Consider the following 19051-nt stretch of genomic DNA (forward strand, 5'->3'; position numbering starts at 1 on the left):
TTTTTGATAAGCAAAACTTATCAAAAACAATAACTTTATTGTTATTTACTTATGTAATCGCTTGTAATATGATAATTAGTGTGAGAAAAGTTTGACCATTTTTACAGCTTTTCTGCGTCAATGTACGCAAGCAGTCAGAGGGGGAACTAATAATGGCAAAGAATGATGTATTCAATGCACGCACTTCATTTGAGCTTGACGGAAAACGTTATCATTACTACCGTCTAAAAGCTCTTGAAGAAGCTGGCGTGACAAAAATCAACCGCTTACCTTACAGCGTCAAGGTACTACTCGAATCCGTCCTGCGTCAATACGACGGACGTGTCATCAATCAAGAGCATATTGAAAACTTAGCGAACTGGGGATCTTCCGAAGTAAAGGATGCGGAAGTTCCATTCAAACCATCACGTGTCATCCTTCAAGATTTCACGGGCGTACCGGCTGTTGTGGATCTTGCATCCCTTCGTAAAGCCATGGCTGACATCGGTGGGGATCCACAGAAGATCAATCCGGAAATCCCGGTTGACCTCGTCATCGACCACTCTGTCCAAGTGGATCAGTATGGTACAGCTACAGCACTGAAAGCGAACATGGACCTAGAATTCGAACGTAATACGGAGCGTTACCAGTTCTTGAGCTGGGCGCAAAAAGCATTTGAAAACTATCGTGCTGTTCCACCGGCAACGGGAATCGTCCATCAGGTCAACCTTGAGTACCTTGCAAGTGTTGTCCATGCCGTCGAAACAACAGAAGGCGACTTTGAAACGTATCCGGATACACTTGTAGGAACAGACTCCCATACCACCATGATCAACGGAATCGGTGTTCTTGGTTGGGGTGTAGGAGGAATCGAGGCAGAAGCAGGGATGCTTGGTCAGCCTTCATACTTCCCGATCCCTGAAGTCATCGGTGTCAAATTTACAGGTGAACTACCAAACGGCGCAACCGCTACAGACCTTGCCCTTAAAGTCACTCAGGTGCTCCGTCAAAAAGGGGTCGTCGGCAAATTCGTTGAGTTCTTCGGACCAGGAGTTGCGACACTGCCGCTTGCAGACCGCGCTACCATCGCCAATATGGCTCCCGAGTACGGTGCGACATGCGGATTCTTCCCGGTTGATTCAGAATCCCTTGATTACATGCGCTTAACCGGCCGTGATGAAACCCATATCTCCATGGTGGAGGAATACCTGAAGCAGAATGATATGTTCTTCACACCTGAAAAAGAAGAGCCTACTTACACCGATGTTGTTGAACTCGACTTGTCTACTGTAAGTGCAAATCTTTCAGGACCTAAGCGTCCTCAAGATTTGATCCCTCTTTCTGATATGAAAGAAGCATTCCATCACTCCGTAACGGCTAAAGAAGGCGTTCAAGGATTCGGTTTGGACCAAGCTGAATTCAACAAGACGGCCAAATATTCCACAGCTGACGGCAAGGATGTTGAAATGCCTACAGGTGCCATCGGAATCGCAGCCATTACATCATGTACGAACACATCCAACCCTTACGTTATGCTGGGAGCAGGACTTGTGGCAAAGAAAGCCGTTGAACTCGGCATGAATGTTCCTGATTACGTCAAGACTTCCCTTGCACCGGGATCAAAAGTCGTAACAGGATATCTACGGGATTCCGGCCTGCTTTCTTATCTTGAAGAAATCGGGTTCAACCTTGTCGGATATGGCTGTACGACCTGTATCGGTAACTCCGGTCCACTTCGTCCGGAAATCGAGAAGGCTGTATCGGATGCCGATCTGCTGTTGACATCCGTCTTGTCCGGAAACCGTAACTTCGAAGGGCGGATCCATCCGCTTGTAAAAGCAAACTACCTTGCTTCTCCACCACTCGTTGTGGCTTATGCGCTAGCAGGAACAGTGGATATCGATCTTGAGAAAGATTCACTTGGTAAAGATAAAGACGGTAACGATGTGTTCTTTAACGATATCTGGCCATCACAGGATGAAGTCAAAGACGTCGTGAAATCGACCGTTACTCCTGAGCTTTTCCGCAGGGAATATGAGCACGTATTCACTGAGAATGAGCGCTGGAATGAGATCAAGACTAGCAACGAGCCTCTTTACAGCTTTGATGAGAATTCTACGTACATCCAGAATCCATCATTCTTTACAGGTCTTGCTCCGACTCCTGAAGCGATCCAGGGACTTGACGGCCTCCGCGTCGTAGGTAAGTTCGGTGATTCTGTCACAACCGACCATATTTCACCGGCAGGGGCCATCGGCAAAGATACACCTGCAGGAAAATACCTTCGTGCCAATGGGGTAGAACCACGTGATTTCAACTCATACGGTTCACGTCGTGGAAACCACGAAGTCATGATGCGTGGAACATTTGCCAACATCCGTATCCGTAACCAGATCGCTCCTGGCACAGAAGGTGGTTTCACTACCTACTGGCCTGAAGAAGAGATCATGCCGATCTATGATGCATGCATGAAGTATCAGGAAGATGGCACAGGTCTTGCGATCCTTGCCGGTAAAGATTACGGTATGGGTTCTTCACGTGACTGGGCAGCAAAAGGTACGAACCTTCTTGGCATCAAGACGGTCATCGCTGAAAGCTACGAGCGTATCCACCGTTCAAACCTTGTCATGATGGGTGTGCTTCCTCTTCAATTCAAGCAGGGAGAAAGTGCTGAAACCCTTGGATTGACCGGTAAGGAAGCCATCTCCGTGAACATTACGGATGATGTCAAACCTCGTGATATCTTAACGGTAACAGCAGTCAAAGAAGATGGTACGAAGGTAGAATTTGACGTACTTGCTCGATTTGACTCTGATGTGGAAGTGGATTACTACCGTCACGGCGGTATCCTGCAAATGGTCCTTCGCGGCAAACTACAATCATAATATGAAAGCCCCCGTCTCGTACGGGGGCTTTTTGTATGCTCTTTTCCTCATATATGTGGACATGCCTGCATAACGTAAGAAGAGGATGTCCATGGAGGGGATTAAAGATGAAATCATTTTTCGGTTTATTACTCATTGCCCTATTGGTATACAGCCTATATGTTGAAAATCAATCTCGACCAACCGCCCTCTTGGCAGAACAACAGGGGTTCGACCAATTGGTCGATATAGAAGAAGGAGATCCGGGGGAGGTTCCCGTTGAGCATTATCCTGGACCGAATGTTGGGGACCAAGCGCTGGACTTTTCACTAAAAACGACAGCAGGCAAGACGGTCACTTTATCAGAATTACGGGGTAAAAAAGTGATCCTGAATTTCTGGGCCACATGGTGTCCACCTTGCAAGGATGAAATACCGATCTTTCAGGAATTCCATGACAAGAAGAACAAGGATGTGGTTATCATGGCAATCAACATTGACCCACAATACAACGTAAAGCAATATGAGAAAAACATGGGGATGACATTTCCCGTTTTACTCGATGAAGACGATAAAATCAATTCTGCCTACGATATTTTAACCGTACCAACGACATTCATTATTGATGAAAAAGGTGTGATCATTCATAAGAAGATCGGGGCCTTCACGTCTCTGGATGAATTGGAGAGAGCGGTGAACTGAACTTATCTTATGTTGTTTAAACAGTCTGATAATTGGCTATACTGTTTATACAACTTCCATTATGATAAGGCGGTGTACCATGAGAAGACCAAGGAAACGCAGCTTCACCGATTTAGTGAATGAAAATAAAAAGCAATTGATGCTTGATCCGGAAGCGATGAATGCCATCGAAGAACGGATCGATGCACGCTATGAAATCAAGCGTCCCTTAGACAGAGCCGAATGAACTTCGGCTTTTTTTATGATTTTTTCTGGCAATAATTTCGCATGATCCGATTTGTGGGAATGGACAGACTAATGAGTAAGGAGGGGATATTCATGAGTAATCCGAAGCGCGACAGCAAACAGTTTGTTCCGAACCATATTGGTACCCAGCAGAGGGCTGCCGGAGGGAATAAAGGAAAACAGATGCAGGATACATCAGGGAAACATGCACAAGTGATTCAAACAAAAGGTGAATAATACTCAGAGGGGGACTTAGTATGAATCATCGTCCAGACGATCGACGAGACAATGCACAAAAGCTTCAAGGGATGGTCCAGAACACGCTGGAGAATATCGATAAAGCTGAAGAATCCATGGCTTTCACAGACAGCGAGGAACAGCTGGAATCCATTCGACAAAAGAATGAGAGACGGAAAGAAAGCATTGAAGCCTTCCGTCAAGAAATCAAGGATGAATCCCACACATGACCACAGCCACCCGGTGACAACGGGTGGCTTTCTTGTTAAGCACCACAATTCATTCCTTTCCCATGTTATGTTAAAATGGGGTGAACTGAAAAAAGAGGTGCTACTATGCAAATATCAGAAAAATCCATTGAAGTACGATATGCTGAAACGGATCAAATGGGTGTCGTCTATCACGCCAACTATTTGGTGTGGATGGAACTTGGCAGAACGAAAATAATTGAAGACTTGGGCTTTCAATATGTAGAAATGGAGCAGCAGGGAATCCTGTCTCCTGTTATCGACTTGAATGTCGCGTACAAGACACCTGTCCGTTACGGGGAAAGAGCATTGATCAAGACGTGGATCGAAGAATACGATGGCATACGCGTTACATACGGCTACGAAATCTATAACGGTGAAGGCAAACTCGCCCTGAGCGGTGAATCGAGACACGTGTGTGTCAAAAAAGATTCCTTCCGCCCCGTTTCCATACGGAAGACATTCCCGGAATGGCATGAAGCGTATGAGAAGGCGAAGAAAAAGGACTGAATGATATGGCCTTTGGTATCAACCGTGCGGAGCTAAACCGATGGAAGAAGCAGGTGGCACAAGGGAAAATCGCGTTCCTGACACACTACTGGCTGGATTCCCGATTCCCGGATGCAAAAACCGTCACGAAAGCGGGATGTTCCGACCTGGATGCACTTATTCAATGGGGGAGGGGATATGGTTTGAAGCCTGAGTGGATTGATCATCGCCATAAAGGATACCCTCACTTTGACCTTCTTGGAGAGAAGCAGCTGCAGATACTCATGGCAGAGGGACTGGAGGATCACATTGACCGCTTCCATATCTCATAAGAGAAAAGGCTGACCATAATGGCCAGCCTTTTTTTCTTATGCTTTTTTATATTCGTAAGCAGGCTCTTCTCTGGAGGAATCAAATTCCACGAATAGGTCATGTCCGTCAAAAAACCACAGATCCCGTTCTTCAACGAAGAAGGTCCGATCGGCCTTTTCCAACGTTTCTGCCGCTTCGATCGGCTCTTCCTTGCTGACACCTAGTGAGAAGCTGTCATGCAACGGGCTCGATCCTCCATAGCGTACATAAAAACGGACATACTCTCCTTCATCTACGAGCATTTCGTCTTTAAACCAGGCAAGTGCTTCATCTGATAGATGTATCTTCATCGATCGAGACTCCCTTCTTGATATGTATTCAACCTAAAGGTTCCTTCCCATTATAGCCTGAATGAAGCGAAACCACTAGTTATGCGCTCTTATGAACCTTTTTATTGAGCCATCCCATCGGTCATATGTGTAGTGATTTCCTTTGCCGAGTTTGAAATCAGTCCTTTTTTATGGGCCTCAGAAAGGGGGTGAAGACGATAGTTGGAATACCCCTGCTCGGACACATATGTCGGTTCGAAATCGACTGAAGGATAAGAGAGAGTCACACGGCCATCCTGGATCGATTTATTCACCGTCACAGTGGCCATGCCCCCGATATCCTTGTAGTCATCTTTTTGTCCTGAAAGGAAATTCCCCAATGAATAAACGATGATGGCTTCACGGCCATCTTCTGTCTTCACTTTCTCAATGGGTTGCAGCACATGAGGATGGTGTCCAAAAATGACATCGACTCCATTTTCCGTCATGACTTTCCCTAATCGTTTCTGTTCTTCATTCGGGAACCGCTCATATTCATTTCCCCAGTGAAGGCTCATCACGACCATATCCACGTCAAGTTTCCTGGCTCTTTTAATTTCGTTGATCATGTTGTCTTCGTCTATGAGATTCACGAGATACTCTTTACCTGCAGGCACCGGGATGCCATTTGTTCCGTATGTATACGATAAGAGAGCAAATTTGATCCCATTGACATTGAATGTACGGATCGTATCCTGATCTTTCTGATTCTTAAATGTACCGACATAGGGCATGGACACTTTTTCATAATAATCGATGGCACTTAGAAGACCTTTTTCCCCGCGGTCAATGGAGTGATTGTTTGCCGTTGTTACAACATCCACTCCTACGTCCTGGAGTGTGTCGATGATTTCGTATGGACTGTTAAAGGACGGGTAAGTGGACAATCCGATCTTTGTACCGCCTGGTGTCGATTCCTGATTGGCAATCAGGAAATCAGGTGACTTGAGTATGTCTTTTACACCTGCAAACATGGGCGCAAAGTCGTACGAACCGTCTTTTTTCGCGTCTTCATACACCCGGTCATGCAGAAGGATATCCCCAATTCCTGCGATGGTGGCACTGGTTTCAATGGACTTATCTTTAACTTGCAACTCCCTGACTGCATGCTGATCAGAAGCGAGTCCACCTGATTGTGTACCGGCATCATTGTACTGCATGCTCAAAAGACCTCCGACTGCAATCAGCAATAGAAAAGCAATCGCGAGCCCGATCATTTTTTTATTCACATTCATCATCCTTTTTGACTAGTTGACTTCACCCTATTTTACACAAAAAAGAAGGGAATAGGCGAAATTTTTTAAATTTATACAGGGTTCGACATGGAGGAGGAGGCAAACAAAAGAAAAAAGCCCTGAAATGGGCTTTCGTTTGTACATCAAATCCATGTGACTTTCGGTTCGGTTTTATTTTTAATACGGACGATATTGCTTCGATGCCGGTAGATGACAAAGGCTGTAAGTATGCCTACGACGATGATGAGGGGAATGTCCCACACGATCAGCGTATAGATGAAGGCGAACACTCCTGCCAACATGGAGGAAAGCGATACGTATTTGCTAAAGTAAAGGCTGATGAAAAATACAGCCAAGAGGATGACAAACACCAGCGGGGCATATCCAAGCAGGACGCCTGCAGATGTGGCAACCGCTTTTCCTCCTCTGAAACCTGCAAAAACCGGGAACATATGTCCCACGACAGCTACGACTCCAGCAAGAAGCTGGTAGTCCTGAGTACTGGCGAAGAGTAACGGAATGAGCGTTGCGGCCGTTCCTTTAAGAATATCCATTGCGGTAACGGTCATCCCCGCTTTTTTACCCAGCACCCTGAAGGTATTGGTCCCGCCAAGATTTCCACTTCCATGTTCGCGTATATCTATTCCGTAAAAGGATTTTCCAATCCATAGTCCTGAGGGAATGGAGCCCAAAAGATAGGATAATACGAGTATAAGGGCTAAGATCATGTTCATTTCTCCTTTAATATAACTAATCCACTCTTATAGTAACATGTTTTACCTATTCATAGGGGAAAAATACTGTAAAAATTAGTACCTGTTCTTAAAAGTAGATAGTGAATCCTCTTTGTATAACATATGATCCATAGAGGCACAGTTATGTTAAAATGAATCGTTAGACTAGAAAATAGAAATGAAGGTGTCAACATGCAACTCGTCTTAGCCGCATTCCAATGGATGGCATTCATGATCGCAGGATCCATTGCCGCCCCCATTGCGATTGCCGACCTCTTCCAGCTGTCTCCTGCCGAGACGGCTGGATTCATCCAGAGAACCATTTTTGTATTAGGTGCCGCAAGTCTGATTCAGGCGCTTATCGGGCATAGACTGCCGATTAATGAAGGACCCGCGGGTTTGTGGTGGGGTGTATTTTCCATATATGCCGGATTCGCAGGAACGCTGTACGAGTCGCACAGTCAAGTGATGGGCGTTCTTCAAGGGGGGATGATTGTAAGCGGAATCATCTTTATTATCCTGTCGTTGACAGGTTTATTGAAAAAACTGACCTCTCTTTTCACCCCCACGATTACATTTGTCTACCTCATGCTCTTGATCCTGCAGCTGAGCGGATCATTCGTCAAGGGAATGTTTGGCATCCAGCATGAAGGGCAGCCGTTTGACTGGCTTGTTCTGCTCGGCAGCGCACTGACAATCCTCATCGCCCTCTATCTACAAGGGCATAAGGTTCAATGGCTCCAGAGATATTCGATCATCTTCGCCTTGATCGGCGGCTGGATCATCTTTGGTCTCTTAGGGCTGACCAAGACCACGTCTGTTTCGAGCAGCTGGTTCTCCCTTCCGGAGGTGTTTGCCTTCGGAAGACCGGTATTCGATTCGGGAATCATTGTAACAGCCATCTTCATCACCTTCCTGTTAACGACGAATATGATCGCTTCGATACGGGTCATGGAAGAAGTGATGAAAAAAAGCGGTAAGGAGGTACCGGTACGCTATACGCAAAGTGGTATTGCTGCGGGTATCAATCAGCTCCTCGGCGGAGGGTTCTCCGCGATCGGCTCTGTCCCGATCTCAGGTGCTGCAGGTTTCGTTGCTTCTACAAGGCTTTTCTCTACGCTTCCGTTTATCCTCGGAAGCATCATCATCGTCATCGCAAGCTTCGTACCGAAAGTGATGAATGTGTTCGCCAGTCTGCCGGCACCCGTCGGTTATGCGGTGACCACGGTCATCTTCATCAAGATGGTCGGCCTCGCCCTCGATGAATACAGAAAGGTCAAAGAAGTGGATCGCGTCCACTTCACAGCCGGAATCGCTTTGATCATCGGTGTAGGTGCCATGGGTGTTCCAGCCAGTGCTTTTGAAGGTCTTCCTGTCATCGCGGCATCAATTTTGAATAACGGGCTTATTCTCGGCACCATCGTAGCCATCATAACGGAACAGATCCTGATGAAAAAAAATACTTAACAAAATCAAAAGGAATTCAAGATTAGGGTGGAGAAATAAGGGAATAGTGATGTTTAAAGGAGGTTATCAACCATGGAGAATCCAAGTAGAGAAGAAATCGGTCGCATCCTGAAACGGTCGAGACGGATAGCCGTCATCGGACTGAGTGATAATCCCGCCAGGACCTCCTATACCGTCTCCCAGGCGATGCAGGCCAGCGGTTATGAAATCATCCCTGTCAATCCAACGATCGAGTCCGCTCTCGGGGTGAAGGCTGTCAGCAGTTTAAAAGACATCGAGGGTCCTGTCGATATCGTCAATGTCTTTAGACGTTCTGAATTCCTACCTGAAATTGCCCGCGAATTTGATGAGATCGATTCGCCGGTATTCTGGTCCCAGCTCGGTGTTGTGAATGAGGAGGCCTATTCCTTCCTCAAAGAAAAAGGGTATACGGTCATCATGGATCGTTGTATCAAAGTGGAACATGCCTTAACCAGATAGGATTTACAGGCAAGCGGCGAATGATGCCGCTTGTTTTTTCTGTGACATTTCTGCAGAAAAATGTTATCCGGGATTATGTAAATTCAGGGATTTTCATTTGCGAATTTCAAATATAACGCTAAAATAAAGCATAGTGGTTCACCATTTTACGGGTGAACGAACATGCGTTCTTATGATATAGTAGTACATAAACAAGTAAGTGAAAGTGTTGAAAGGGGAATGTTCGTGGCCAGTCAGAAAAAGACCATGGATTACAATGATGATGCCATTCAAGTATTAGAAGGCCTTGAAGCCGTAAGGAAACGGCCGGGGATGTACATCGGTTCGACTGATACAAGGGGACTTCATCATCTGGTATATGAAATCGTGGATAATTCGGTGGATGAGGCGTTGGCCGGTTTCGGAAACGAGATCATCGTCACCATACATAAAGATAATAGTATCTCCGTTCAAGATAAAGGGCGCGGGATGCCTACTGGAATGCACCGTTCTGGTAAACCGACTCCGGAGGTCATCCTGACGGTCCTTCACGCCGGAGGGAAATTCGGACAGGGCGGTTACAAGACGAGCGGAGGCCTTCATGGAGTCGGTGCATCCGTCGTCAATGCCCTATCAGAGTGGCTGACCGTCACCATTGAAAGGGATGGAACAAAGTATCAGCAGAAGTTTATCAACGGGGGGAAGCCTGAGACGACGCTTGAGAAGATCGGGACGACAAAAAAGACCGGAACAAAGATCCACTTCAAGCCCGATCCGACCATCTTCAGCACAACCACCTATAATTATGACACTCTTTGTGAGCGCCTCAGGGAATCAGCCTTCCTGCTTAAAGGGTTTAAAATCGAAATTATTGATGAACGACATGATCAAAAGGATGTATTCCATTATGAAAGCGGAATACAGGCGTTTGTGGAGTACTTGAATGAGGAGAAGGACAACCTTCATAAAGTCGCCTTTTTCGAAGGGGAGAACCATACAATCGAAGTTGAGTTCGCCTTCCAATTCAACGATGGCTTCTCAGAAAACATCCTCTCCTTCGTCAACAATGTCCGCACCAAGGACGGAGGAACACACGAAGCTGGAGCCAAAACGGCCATGACAAGGGTGTTCAATGAATACGCACGGAAAGCAGGCATCCTGAAAGACCGCGACAAAAATCTTGAAGGAACCGATATCCGGGAAGGACTTTCAAGCATCGTTTCCGTCCGTATACCGGAAGAACTCCTCCAGTTCGAAGGTCAGACGAAAGGGAAGCTAGGGACAAGTGAAGCACGTTCTGCAGTCGATGCCGTTGTGTCCGAGCATTTGCTCTATTTTCTAGAGGAGAATCCCGACACAAGCTCATTGCTGATCAAAAAATCCATCAAAGCCGCACAGGCGCGTGAAGCAGCACGAAAAGCAAGGGAAGAAGCAAGGAACGGGAAAAAGCGGAAGAGGTCCGAAACTGTATTATCCGGCAAATTGACGCCTGCACAATCCAGGAATCCTGAGCGGAATGAACTGTATCTAGTGGAGGGTGATTCCGCCGGTGGATCAGCAAAACAAGGTCGAGACAGGAAATTCCAGGCGATCCTTCCTCTAAGGGGAAAGGTAATCAATACGGAAAAAGCCAAGCTTGCCGACATCTTCAAGAACGAAGAAATCAACACGATCATTCATGCCATCGGCGGCGGAGTTGGCCCTGAGTTCAATGTGGATGATATCAACTACGATAAGATCGTGATCATGACGGATGCCGATACAGATGGTGCCCATATCCAAGTCCTCTTACTGACGTTCTTCTATCGCTATATGAAACCCCTTGTAGAAGCAGGAAAGGTGTATATCGCCCTTCCACCCCTCTATAAAGTGAGCAAAGGCGTAGGGAAGAAGGAAAAGATCGAGTATGCATGGACGGATGAAGAGCTGAAGGGCGCCGTCTCCAAAATCGGAAAAGGATATATGATCCAGCGCTACAAAGGACTGGGTGAAATGAATGCCGATCAGCTGTGGGAAACGACGATGGATCCCGAAACAAGGGCTCTCATTCGCGTGAAAATCGATGATGCTGCCAGAGCGGAACGCCGTGTCACCACGCTGATGGGCGATAAGGTCGAGCCACGGCGGAAGTGGATCGAAAGCAACGTTGCCTTCGGTCTTGAAGAAGAAGGAAGCATTCTTGAGAATGAGAACATCATGGTCGCAGAGGAGGGGCAATAATGACATCAGTGGAACGCTATCAAGATCTGCCTCTTGAAGAGGTCATCGGAGACCGCTTCGGTCGTTACAGTAAATACATCATCCAGGAACGCGCCCTGCCCGATGCGCGTGATGGATTGAAACCAGTTCAGCGCAGGATCCTTTACGCGATGTATGTGGACGGCAACACGCAGGAAAAAGGGTTCAGAAAATCGGCTAAAACGGTCGGTAATGTCATCGGTAACTACCATCCCCACGGAGATACATCGGTCTATGATGCCATGGTGAGGATGAGCCAGGAATGGAAAGTCCGGAAGTATCTTGTTGAAATGCACGGGAATAACGGGAGCATCGACGGCGATCCTCCCGCTGCCATGCGTTATACAGAAGCCAGACTTTCCGCCATTTCCATGGAACTTTTAAGGGATATCGACAAAAAGACTGTCGATTTCATCCCGAACTTTGATGACACCTCCGAAGAGCCCACCGTCCTTCCGTCCCGCTTCCCGAACCTGTTGGTGAATGGTTCGACAGGGATCTCGGCCGGGTATGCAACGGATATACCCCGCATCATCTCGGAGAAGTGATCGATGCAGCCATCATGAGGATGGATCGTCCTGACAGTACGGTGGAAGAATTGATGACCGTCCTGAAAGGCCCTGATTTTCCGACAGGAGGGATCATCCAGGGCATCGACGGCATCAGGAAGGCGTACGAAACAGGCAAAGGAAAAATCGTCGTACGAGGTAAAGCGGAGATTGAAAGCATCCGCGGAAGCAAGCAGCAGATCGTCATTACGGAAATTCCATACGAAATCAACAAAGCCAATCTCGTCAAGAAAATGGATGAGTTCAGGGTCGACCGTAAAGTGGAAGGCATTGCCGAAGTGCGTGATGAAACGGACCGTCAGGGGCTTCGCATCGTGGTGGAACTTAAGAAAGATGCAGATGCCACGGGTGTACTGAATTACCTGTACAAAAACAGCGATCTACAGATTACTTATAACTTCAATATGGTGGCGATCTCGAATCGACGCCCTAAACTGATGGGACTCTGTCAGCTTCTCGATTCCTATATCGTCCATCAGAAAGAAGTCGTGACGAATCGGACGAAGTATGATCTGAATAAGGCAAAGGACCGCCAGCATATCGTAGAAGGACTGATGAAGGCACTGTCGATCCTGGATCAAGTGATTGCAACCATCCGTGCATCCAAGGATAAACGGGACGCCAAAAACAACCTGATCAGTGAATTCGCCTTCACGGAGGCCCAGTCAGAAGCCATCGTGAGCCTCCAGCTTTACAGGCTGACCAATACGGATATCACGGCGCTTCAAAAAGAAGCGGAAGAGCTTGATAAGCTGATCACAGAATTGAGTGCGATACTGGCAAGTGAGTCGAAACTCGCAAGTGTCATCAAGAAAGAACTGAAAGCAATCAAAAAGACGTTCGCCGATGACCGCCGTACCGTCATTGAAGATCAGATCGAAGAGCTTAAAATCAATCTCGAAGTATTGATTGCAAGTGAAGATGTCATGGTGACCGTCACCAGCGACGGGTACATCAAGCGGACAAGTCTCCGTTCCTACTCGGCATCCAACGGTCAGGACCTCGCCATGAAGGAAACCGACAGGCTCCTCGGCCAATACGAAATGAATACGACGGATGTCCTTCTCGTATTCACGAACAAAGGTAATTACGTTTACTGCCCGGTTCACGAACTGCCGGATATCCGCTGGAAGGACCTTGGCCAGCATATCGGTAATATCGTACCGATTGATAAGGACGAACAGGTCCTAAAAGCGGTACCGGTTAAAGAATTCGATCCATCCCTGTACCTCATGTTCATCACCAAAAACGGAATGGTGAAGAAAACAGAGATGCTGCAGTATAAGGCACAGCGCTATTCCCGTCCACTCGTCGCCATCAATCTAAAGGGGGACGATGAGCTCGTGGATGTACATGTTACGGATGGGTCACATGACCTCTTCCTTGCCACCAACAGCAGTTATGGACTCTGGTTTGCCGAAGAGGAAGTCAATACGGTCGGACCGCGTGCAGCGGGAGTGAAAGGAATCAACCTGAAAGATGATGATTTCGTCGTTTCAGGTAAGATCATCACAAATCTGGAGAAACAAGCGGTCGTACTCGCGACTCATCGCGGTGCCATCAAGAAGATGAAGCTCTCAGAGTTCGAAAAAACGGGCAGGGCCAAGCGCGGAGTCATCATGTTGAGGGAGCTCAAATCGAATCCTCACCGCGTATCTGGTGCTGAAATTGTTTCAGATAAACAAAGTGTCACTCTGCTCACCAGCAAAGGGAAGCTTGAAACGGTACAGGTATCATCAATCCGGTTCAACGATCGATACTCCAACGGCTCATTTGTCATTGATGAAGGAGACAGCGGGGCGGTAACCAAGCTGTGGGCCGAACCATTATCCGATCAAGAGTAGCAAAATAAAGCGAAATGAAAAAATCCACCCGGAGGACGGCATGTCCATCTTCAGGGTGGATTTTTATATAGCGATCAAGGTCATAAGTCACAGGTACAGTACACATTCTGGACCGAATTACCATGGACTAATAAAGTTGGATAAGGTAAATTATAAAAAAACCTAGGGTATCTCACCCGCTTTTAGGTTTTTTCTGATTTTATGGAAAAAATGTGTAGAAAGGGATTAGACAAAAAGAATGAGGGTAAATCAACTTTGAGATTACATACGGGAGGAATTAGATGGAATTATTCAACAAAATCATGTCCGGAACGAGCGACATCATCTGGACGTACATACTTATTGCAGGTTTGATCGGACTAGGAATCTATTTTTCCATACGGACAAATTTCGTACAATTCCGATATATCAAGGAAATGGGGAGGCTGTTGACGGACAAGAATACCGTTTCGGCTGAAGGGAAGCGGGGCATATCTTCCTTCCAGGCCTTCACCATTAGTACGGCATCCAGGGTCGGCACAGGGAACCTTGCAGGGGTTGCCACGGCCATAGCTGGAGGAGGTCCCGGGGCCGTGTTCTGGATGTGGCTGATTGCCCTTTTGGGAGGAGCGACCAGCTTCATTGAAAGTACACTCGCTCAGATTTACAAGGTCAAGGACGGGAAGGACGGCTTCCGTGGAGGTCCTGCCTATTATATGGAGAAGGGACTCAATGCAAGATGGATGGGGATCCTATTCGCCATCATCATCACATTCTGTTTCGGGCTCGTTTTCAACTCGGTTCAATCCAATACGATCTCTCTGGCCATGAATGAAGCCTATTCGTTCGATCGTTTGACCATCGGCATCATCCTGGCTGTACTCACGGCTGTGATTATCTTCGGTGGCGTCAAGAGGATTGCCAGTGTGACGCAGATTGTCGTACCTGTCATGGCAATCTTGTATATCTTACTGGCATTGTTCATCTTGATCCTAAATGTGACAGAAATCCCGGGTATGATCGCCCTTATATTCGAAAATGCATTCGGTATCAGGGAAGTCGCAAGCGGATCGGTCGGAGCGGCTATCATGCTGGGAATCAAACGGGGACTCTTCTCGAATGAAGCCGGTATGGGGAGTGCTCCGAATGCAGCGGCAAGCGCAGGGGTCACCCATCCAGCAAAACAGGGACTCATCCAGACGTTAGGTGTATTCACAGACACCCTGATCATCTGTACGTCGACAGCATTCATCATCATCCTATCGAATGAGTACATGGGTGGTACAGACGGCATTCAGCTGACCCAGGCAGCCCTCACCACGCACGTAGGGGGATGGGCCAATACGTTCGTTGCGATTGCCATCTTCCTGTTCGCCTTCAGCTCAATCATCGGAAACTACTATTATGGTGAGACCAACATCGAATTCATCAAGTACAGTCCCGTCACACTCTTCCTTTACCGATTAGCGGTCCTGGGCATGGTCATCTTCGGTGCAATGGTCGATCTGCAAGTCGTTTGGGACCTGGCAGATCTCTTCATGGGCGTGATGGCCATCATCAACCTCATCGCCATTACGCTGCTCGGTAGGATTGCCATTGCGGCTCTGAAGGATTACCGACAACAGAAGAAAGAAGGGAAAGATCCGGTCTTCTACTCCGATTCCATTAAAGGACTGAAAGGAATCGAAAGCTGGGATCCAAAACCTAAACAAGAAAAAAAGATTAACTGACATGGCTCATTCTAGTGCGTGACTCATCTCAAAAAGGTCGATTCCATTCCGGAATCGACCTTTTTATATGACCAATTATCGTTTGGAGGTCAGCGATAAAGGATTGAATGTAGCATTCTGTTGTAATGCTTTTATGCACTCAGCAATATGGAAGATCCCTTCACTGATATATTGTTGATCCACCTGAGAGATGCTGATTCTTATGGCCTCGCCTTGATTATGGGACAAGAACATCCTGGAAGTATCGGCAACCTGAACATCCCTCTCAGCGAGCATGCATGTCAGGCGCTCCGCTTTGACTCGCTCAGGTAGAAAGATGGTCAGATAAAAGCCGCTTACCGGCTTAGTATAGTGTACGTCGAGAGGCAGATACGTTTTACAGGCATCGGTGGCAAGGGAAAGTTTCGTTGCATATACCTCTTTGGCCCGTTGGATATGATAGTGGAACATCCCGTTTCGCAAATAGATTTCCAATGCTCCTTGAGTCAGAGGGGAAGTATTGAAATCCGCACTGAATTTGTACTGTGAAAAGGAGGGGAGGAGTTCCGCCGGAAGAACGACAGCAGCCAATCTCAATCCAGGAAGGAACACTTTAGAGAAACTCTTTACATAAATGACGCGATCATTCTGATCATGGGCATAGAGCGGATCGGCTTTTGGATCGGTATCGAGTTCCCCCAAGTAATCATCTTCGACTATATACACATCGTATTTCTCGGCGAGGGACACGATTTTTTTCTTTTCAGCATTCGTATAATGATGACCAAGCGGATTATGGCAGCGAGGTACGGTATAAAAGAATTTGATATCTCCTGTTTTAAACGTTCTTTCAAGCTCTTCAAAATCGATTCCATGCTTTGACAGACTTATTCCGATGGTCGGAATCCGGTGGAGCGTCAGGACATCGATCATCCCAAAATAGGTAGGTTGTTCAATGAGAATCGTTTTCTTCCCGTTCGGAAAAGGCATCAACGATAGTATATGCAAGGCTTGTTGAGAACCACTGGTGATCACAATATGATCGGTCTTGGTGAATATTTGCAGATTTTGCAGATAGCATACAAGCTCATTCCTCAGTGAAGGAAGCCCTTTGACATCATTATAAGTGAACAACTGCTCTTTATAACGGTCAATGGCTTGGTTCATGCAGTGCTGGAAATCTTCATAGGGCAATACGGCGGGATCGGGACCAGCCGATAAAAAATCAATCTGGACATCTGACATATGCGGCTTCTTGTAGTCATCGACAACAAAATAACCGCTTTTCTCCTTGGTATACAGGATATGCCTTTGTTTCAACACTTCTAATGCTTTGACAACCGTATTCTTGCTGCATTGAAATTGAATGGCCAGGGACCGTACCGATGGTAGTTTTCCACCAGAATGCAAACGGTTTTGATCCAATTCATGCATCACCCAATCTACGATGTGTATGTATTTTGTTGCTGACATGCTGCGGCTCCTCTCATCTGTCCCAGGACAGTTGACTAATTCCATCATATGAAAAATAAGCAATGCGGATTACAATCATCTGTACTTAGCATTATGAATGACTACAAAGGACTTGGGAAGGAGAAACAAGATGAAATATCCATTCAATAAGGGAATGCTCCTTGGTTTGATAGGGATCATTGCCTTCAGTTTGACGCTGCCTGCTACCCGATTCGCGGTTCCGTACTTTGGTCAAACCATTGTGGGATTGGGGAGGACGATCATAGCGGCGGTCATGGTCTGCCTTCTTTTTGCATTCAGGAAGCAGGCCTTGCCTGCCAAAGAGCATATAACCAGTTTAGTGATCGTAGCGGGAGGTGCTGTCCTGGCATTCCCCCTATTGACGACATTCGCAATGAAATCGTTGCCTGTATCCCACGGAGCTGTCGAGCTCGCTCTTTTACCGCTTGCTACTGCAGGATTCGCCATTTGGCGAGGAGGAGAGAAGCCTTCAAGACGCTACTGGACGGCCAGCTTGATTGCTGCCACTACCGTCATCCTCTATGCAGTCCATCTAGGTTTTGGTCACGTCCAGATGGGGGATATAGCCCTATTGTCTGCAGTCGTGATACTGGGGTTGAGTTATGCGGAGGGAGGAAAACTTGCAAAGGAACTGGGCAGCTGGCAGGTGATTGCATGGGCCATTCTAATCGGTGCACCATTTTTTCTCATACCGGTAGTCTTGAATGTACATGTTGATATGCTGAAGGCACCACCTCTGGCGTGGTTGAGCTTGTTCTATCTTGGGGTGATCAGTCAATTCCTTGCGTATGTCGCATGGTATGGGGGCATGTCCTTAGGAGGCATTGCAAAAGTAGGGCAACTCCAATATGCACAGCCCTTCTTCATGATTGGATTTTCATTCCTTTTTCTGGGAGAACCCGTCACCTGGTGGACCATTGCCTTTGCAGTCATCGTGGTCTTATGCGTCACAATTGGAAAAGATGCGCCGGTGAAGGGCGTTAAGCCGCGCTCTTCATAAAAAGGTTCTTTAACCGAACAAAGAGGCTCTGTATAGTTCGCATAGTTTCCCTGCATTGAGAGAAAATACTAATGAATATAAATAGCGGGGAGCGAATGAATGATGAAAAAAGAGTTGCTTTTTGCATTCGGGGCCTTTTTCCTGATGTCTCTGCATGCGATTGCAGGGAACAGCCTGACTGAGCCTCCTCAAACGGAGACCATGACAATCAAGACCTACAAAAAAGATGTAACTGGAGATGGTAAACGGGATATTATCAAACTGAACGCCATCCCATTTGAGCCTGATGCGCTGTTTTTAAAACAAATATGGGCCACGATCTCAACATCTGAAGGCAGTAAACTCAGAATCGATTATGAGGGAGGCTACGAACCGGAAATCACGTTTGCTGACCTCAATCATGACGGAGTCAAAGACCTTTTATACCGTGCGGCGACCGGAGGGAGTGGAGGTTTGTATGAGAATGCCCTTCATACGGCGAAAGGTGGAAAGATTCAGGAATTGGATCTTCCCTCGGGAATTACGATTGACGCACATTTTGAAGATCAGTATAAAGGGATCATTTCCTTCCCTGACACACAACAGTCGTATACGGTAGACCTTTCGGAGCGGAAAGATGATTACGAGCGGCTTGGCATCTTTACAAAAGGCATCCTGAATGAACCGACGGAGCTCATGGTTGCACCGATTTCATTTTTTGAACCAACCAAGATACGGGGTAAGAAGGGAAAAGGGCTGAAAGGATATCAGCAGATCAGCGGTGCCTACCGTGCAGATGGTGTCGGTACGGCCACTTCTTATTGGTATTATGAAGACGGGAAGTGGAACCTCATGAAGATTGTATGGAAAACGGATCGCTAGGCACCCTACAAGCCCATTCGTCATATTCTGAAGGTATGT

Annotated in this window: 17 protein-coding genes and 1 pseudogene; 14 read left to right on the forward strand and 4 right to left on the reverse strand. The window is 46.9% G+C overall.

Going from position 1 to position 19051, the window contains the following annotated elements; all coding sequences use genetic code 11:
- Window positions 1-152: 152 nt before the first annotated feature.
- The 7 genes from acnA to D5E69_RS11690 all read left to right on the forward strand — a co-directional run bounded on the left by acnA (window position 153) and on the right by D5E69_RS11690 (window position 5075).
- The gene (gene acnA, locus D5E69_RS11660; RefSeq protein ID WP_063191537.1) at window positions 153-2864 is read left to right on the forward strand and encodes an aconitate hydratase AcnA; all 2712 of its coding nucleotides are present in this window, start codon (window positions 153-155) and stop codon (window positions 2862-2864) included.
- Between the two features lie 107 nt (window positions 2865-2971).
- Window positions 2972-3544, forward strand: a complete 573-nt coding sequence (locus tag D5E69_RS11665; RefSeq protein WP_082139171.1) for a peroxiredoxin family protein — start codon at window positions 2972-2974, stop codon at window positions 3542-3544.
- Between the two features lie 79 nt (window positions 3545-3623).
- Window positions 3624-3770 (forward strand): FbpB family small basic protein, encoded by a 147-nt coding sequence (locus D5E69_RS11670; protein WP_082139172.1) that lies wholly within the window; start codon window positions 3624-3626, stop codon window positions 3768-3770.
- A gap of 92 nt (window positions 3771-3862) precedes the next feature.
- On the forward strand, window positions 3863-4006 hold the full coding sequence (locus D5E69_RS11675; protein ID WP_048003651.1) for an acid-soluble spore protein N: 144 nt from the start codon (window positions 3863-3865) through the stop codon (window positions 4004-4006).
- A gap of 20 nt (window positions 4007-4026) precedes the next feature.
- Window positions 4027-4236 (forward strand): small acid-soluble spore protein Tlp, encoded by a 210-nt coding sequence (gene tlp, locus D5E69_RS11680; protein WP_048003652.1) that lies wholly within the window; start codon window positions 4027-4029, stop codon window positions 4234-4236.
- 105 nt (window positions 4237-4341) lie between these two features.
- Complete coding sequence (locus tag D5E69_RS11685; protein WP_048003653.1) at window positions 4342-4764, forward strand: acyl-CoA thioesterase; 423 nt, start codon at window positions 4342-4344, stop codon at window positions 4762-4764.
- Window positions 4765-4769: 5 nt separating this feature from the next.
- Entirely contained in the window at window positions 4770-5075 is a 306-nt protein-coding gene (locus D5E69_RS11690; protein WP_048003654.1) for a hypothetical protein, read from the forward strand.
- Between the two features lie 36 nt (window positions 5076-5111).
- Here D5E69_RS11690 and D5E69_RS11695 read toward each other — a convergent pair whose 3' ends face one another.
- The 3 genes from D5E69_RS11695 to plsY all read right to left on the reverse strand — a co-directional run bounded on the left by D5E69_RS11695 (window position 5112) and on the right by plsY (window position 7386).
- The gene (locus D5E69_RS11695; protein WP_048003655.1) at window positions 5112-5405 is read right to left on the reverse strand and encodes a HesB/YadR/YfhF family protein; all 294 of its coding nucleotides are present in this window, start codon (window positions 5403-5405) and stop codon (window positions 5112-5114) included.
- A 101-nt stretch (window positions 5406-5506) separates the two neighbouring features.
- The gene (locus D5E69_RS11700; RefSeq protein WP_063191538.1) at window positions 5507-6658 is read right to left on the reverse strand and encodes a CapA family protein; all 1152 of its coding nucleotides are present in this window, start codon (window positions 6656-6658) and stop codon (window positions 5507-5509) included.
- A 143-nt stretch (window positions 6659-6801) separates the two neighbouring features.
- Complete coding sequence (plsY, locus tag D5E69_RS11705) at window positions 6802-7386, reverse strand: glycerol-3-phosphate 1-O-acyltransferase PlsY (RefSeq protein WP_048003656.1); 585 nt, start codon at window positions 7384-7386, stop codon at window positions 6802-6804.
- A gap of 198 nt (window positions 7387-7584) precedes the next feature.
- On the opposite strand from plsY, the gene D5E69_RS11710 reads away from it, so the two are divergent.
- The 5 genes and pseudogenes from D5E69_RS11710 to D5E69_RS11730 all read left to right on the forward strand — a co-directional run bounded on the left by D5E69_RS11710 (window position 7585) and on the right by D5E69_RS11730 (window position 15678).
- Window positions 7585-8859, forward strand: a complete 1275-nt coding sequence (locus tag D5E69_RS11710; RefSeq protein ID WP_159129690.1) for a purine/pyrimidine permease — start codon at window positions 7585-7587, stop codon at window positions 8857-8859.
- Window positions 8860-8931: 72 nt separating this feature from the next.
- Window positions 8932-9339, forward strand: coding sequence for a CoA-binding protein (locus D5E69_RS11715; RefSeq protein ID WP_048003658.1), 408 nt, complete (start codon window positions 8932-8934; stop codon window positions 9337-9339).
- Between the two features lie 225 nt (window positions 9340-9564).
- Window positions 9565-11538, forward strand: coding sequence for a DNA topoisomerase IV subunit B (gene parE, locus D5E69_RS11720; protein ID WP_048003659.1), 1974 nt, complete (start codon window positions 9565-9567; stop codon window positions 11536-11538).
- A pseudogene (gene parC / locus D5E69_RS11725) lies at window positions 11538-13969 on the forward strand (DNA topoisomerase IV subunit A). The gene parE and the pseudogene parC overlap by 1 nt, the downstream one beginning before the upstream one ends.
- A gap of 281 nt (window positions 13970-14250) precedes the next feature.
- A complete protein-coding gene (locus D5E69_RS11730; RefSeq protein WP_048003661.1) occupies window positions 14251-15678 on the forward strand; it encodes an alanine/glycine:cation symporter family protein in 1428 nt (475 codons plus the stop codon).
- 75 nt (window positions 15679-15753) lie between these two features.
- Here D5E69_RS11730 and D5E69_RS11735 read toward each other — a convergent pair whose 3' ends face one another.
- On the reverse strand, window positions 15754-17130 hold the full coding sequence (locus D5E69_RS11735; RefSeq protein ID WP_048003662.1) for an aminotransferase-like domain-containing protein: 1377 nt from the start codon (window positions 17128-17130) through the stop codon (window positions 15754-15756).
- Window positions 17131-17260: 130 nt separating this feature from the next.
- Between D5E69_RS11735 and D5E69_RS11740 the strand changes: the two genes are divergently transcribed.
- Both D5E69_RS11740 and D5E69_RS11745 read left to right on the forward strand, forming a co-directional pair.
- Complete coding sequence (locus tag D5E69_RS11740; protein ID WP_048014469.1) at window positions 17261-18151, forward strand: DMT family transporter; 891 nt, start codon at window positions 17261-17263, stop codon at window positions 18149-18151.
- Window positions 18152-18250: 99 nt separating this feature from the next.
- A complete protein-coding gene (locus tag D5E69_RS11745) occupies window positions 18251-19012 on the forward strand; it encodes a YybI family spore inner coat protein (protein WP_249931483.1) in 762 nt (253 codons plus the stop codon).
- The last annotated feature ends 39 nt before the right edge of the window (window positions 19013-19051 follow it).

The sequence above is a fragment of the Rossellomorea marisflavi genome, assembly GCF_009806575.1.
GTDB lineage: Bacteria > Bacillota > Bacilli > Bacillales > Bacillaceae_B > Rossellomorea > Rossellomorea marisflavi_A.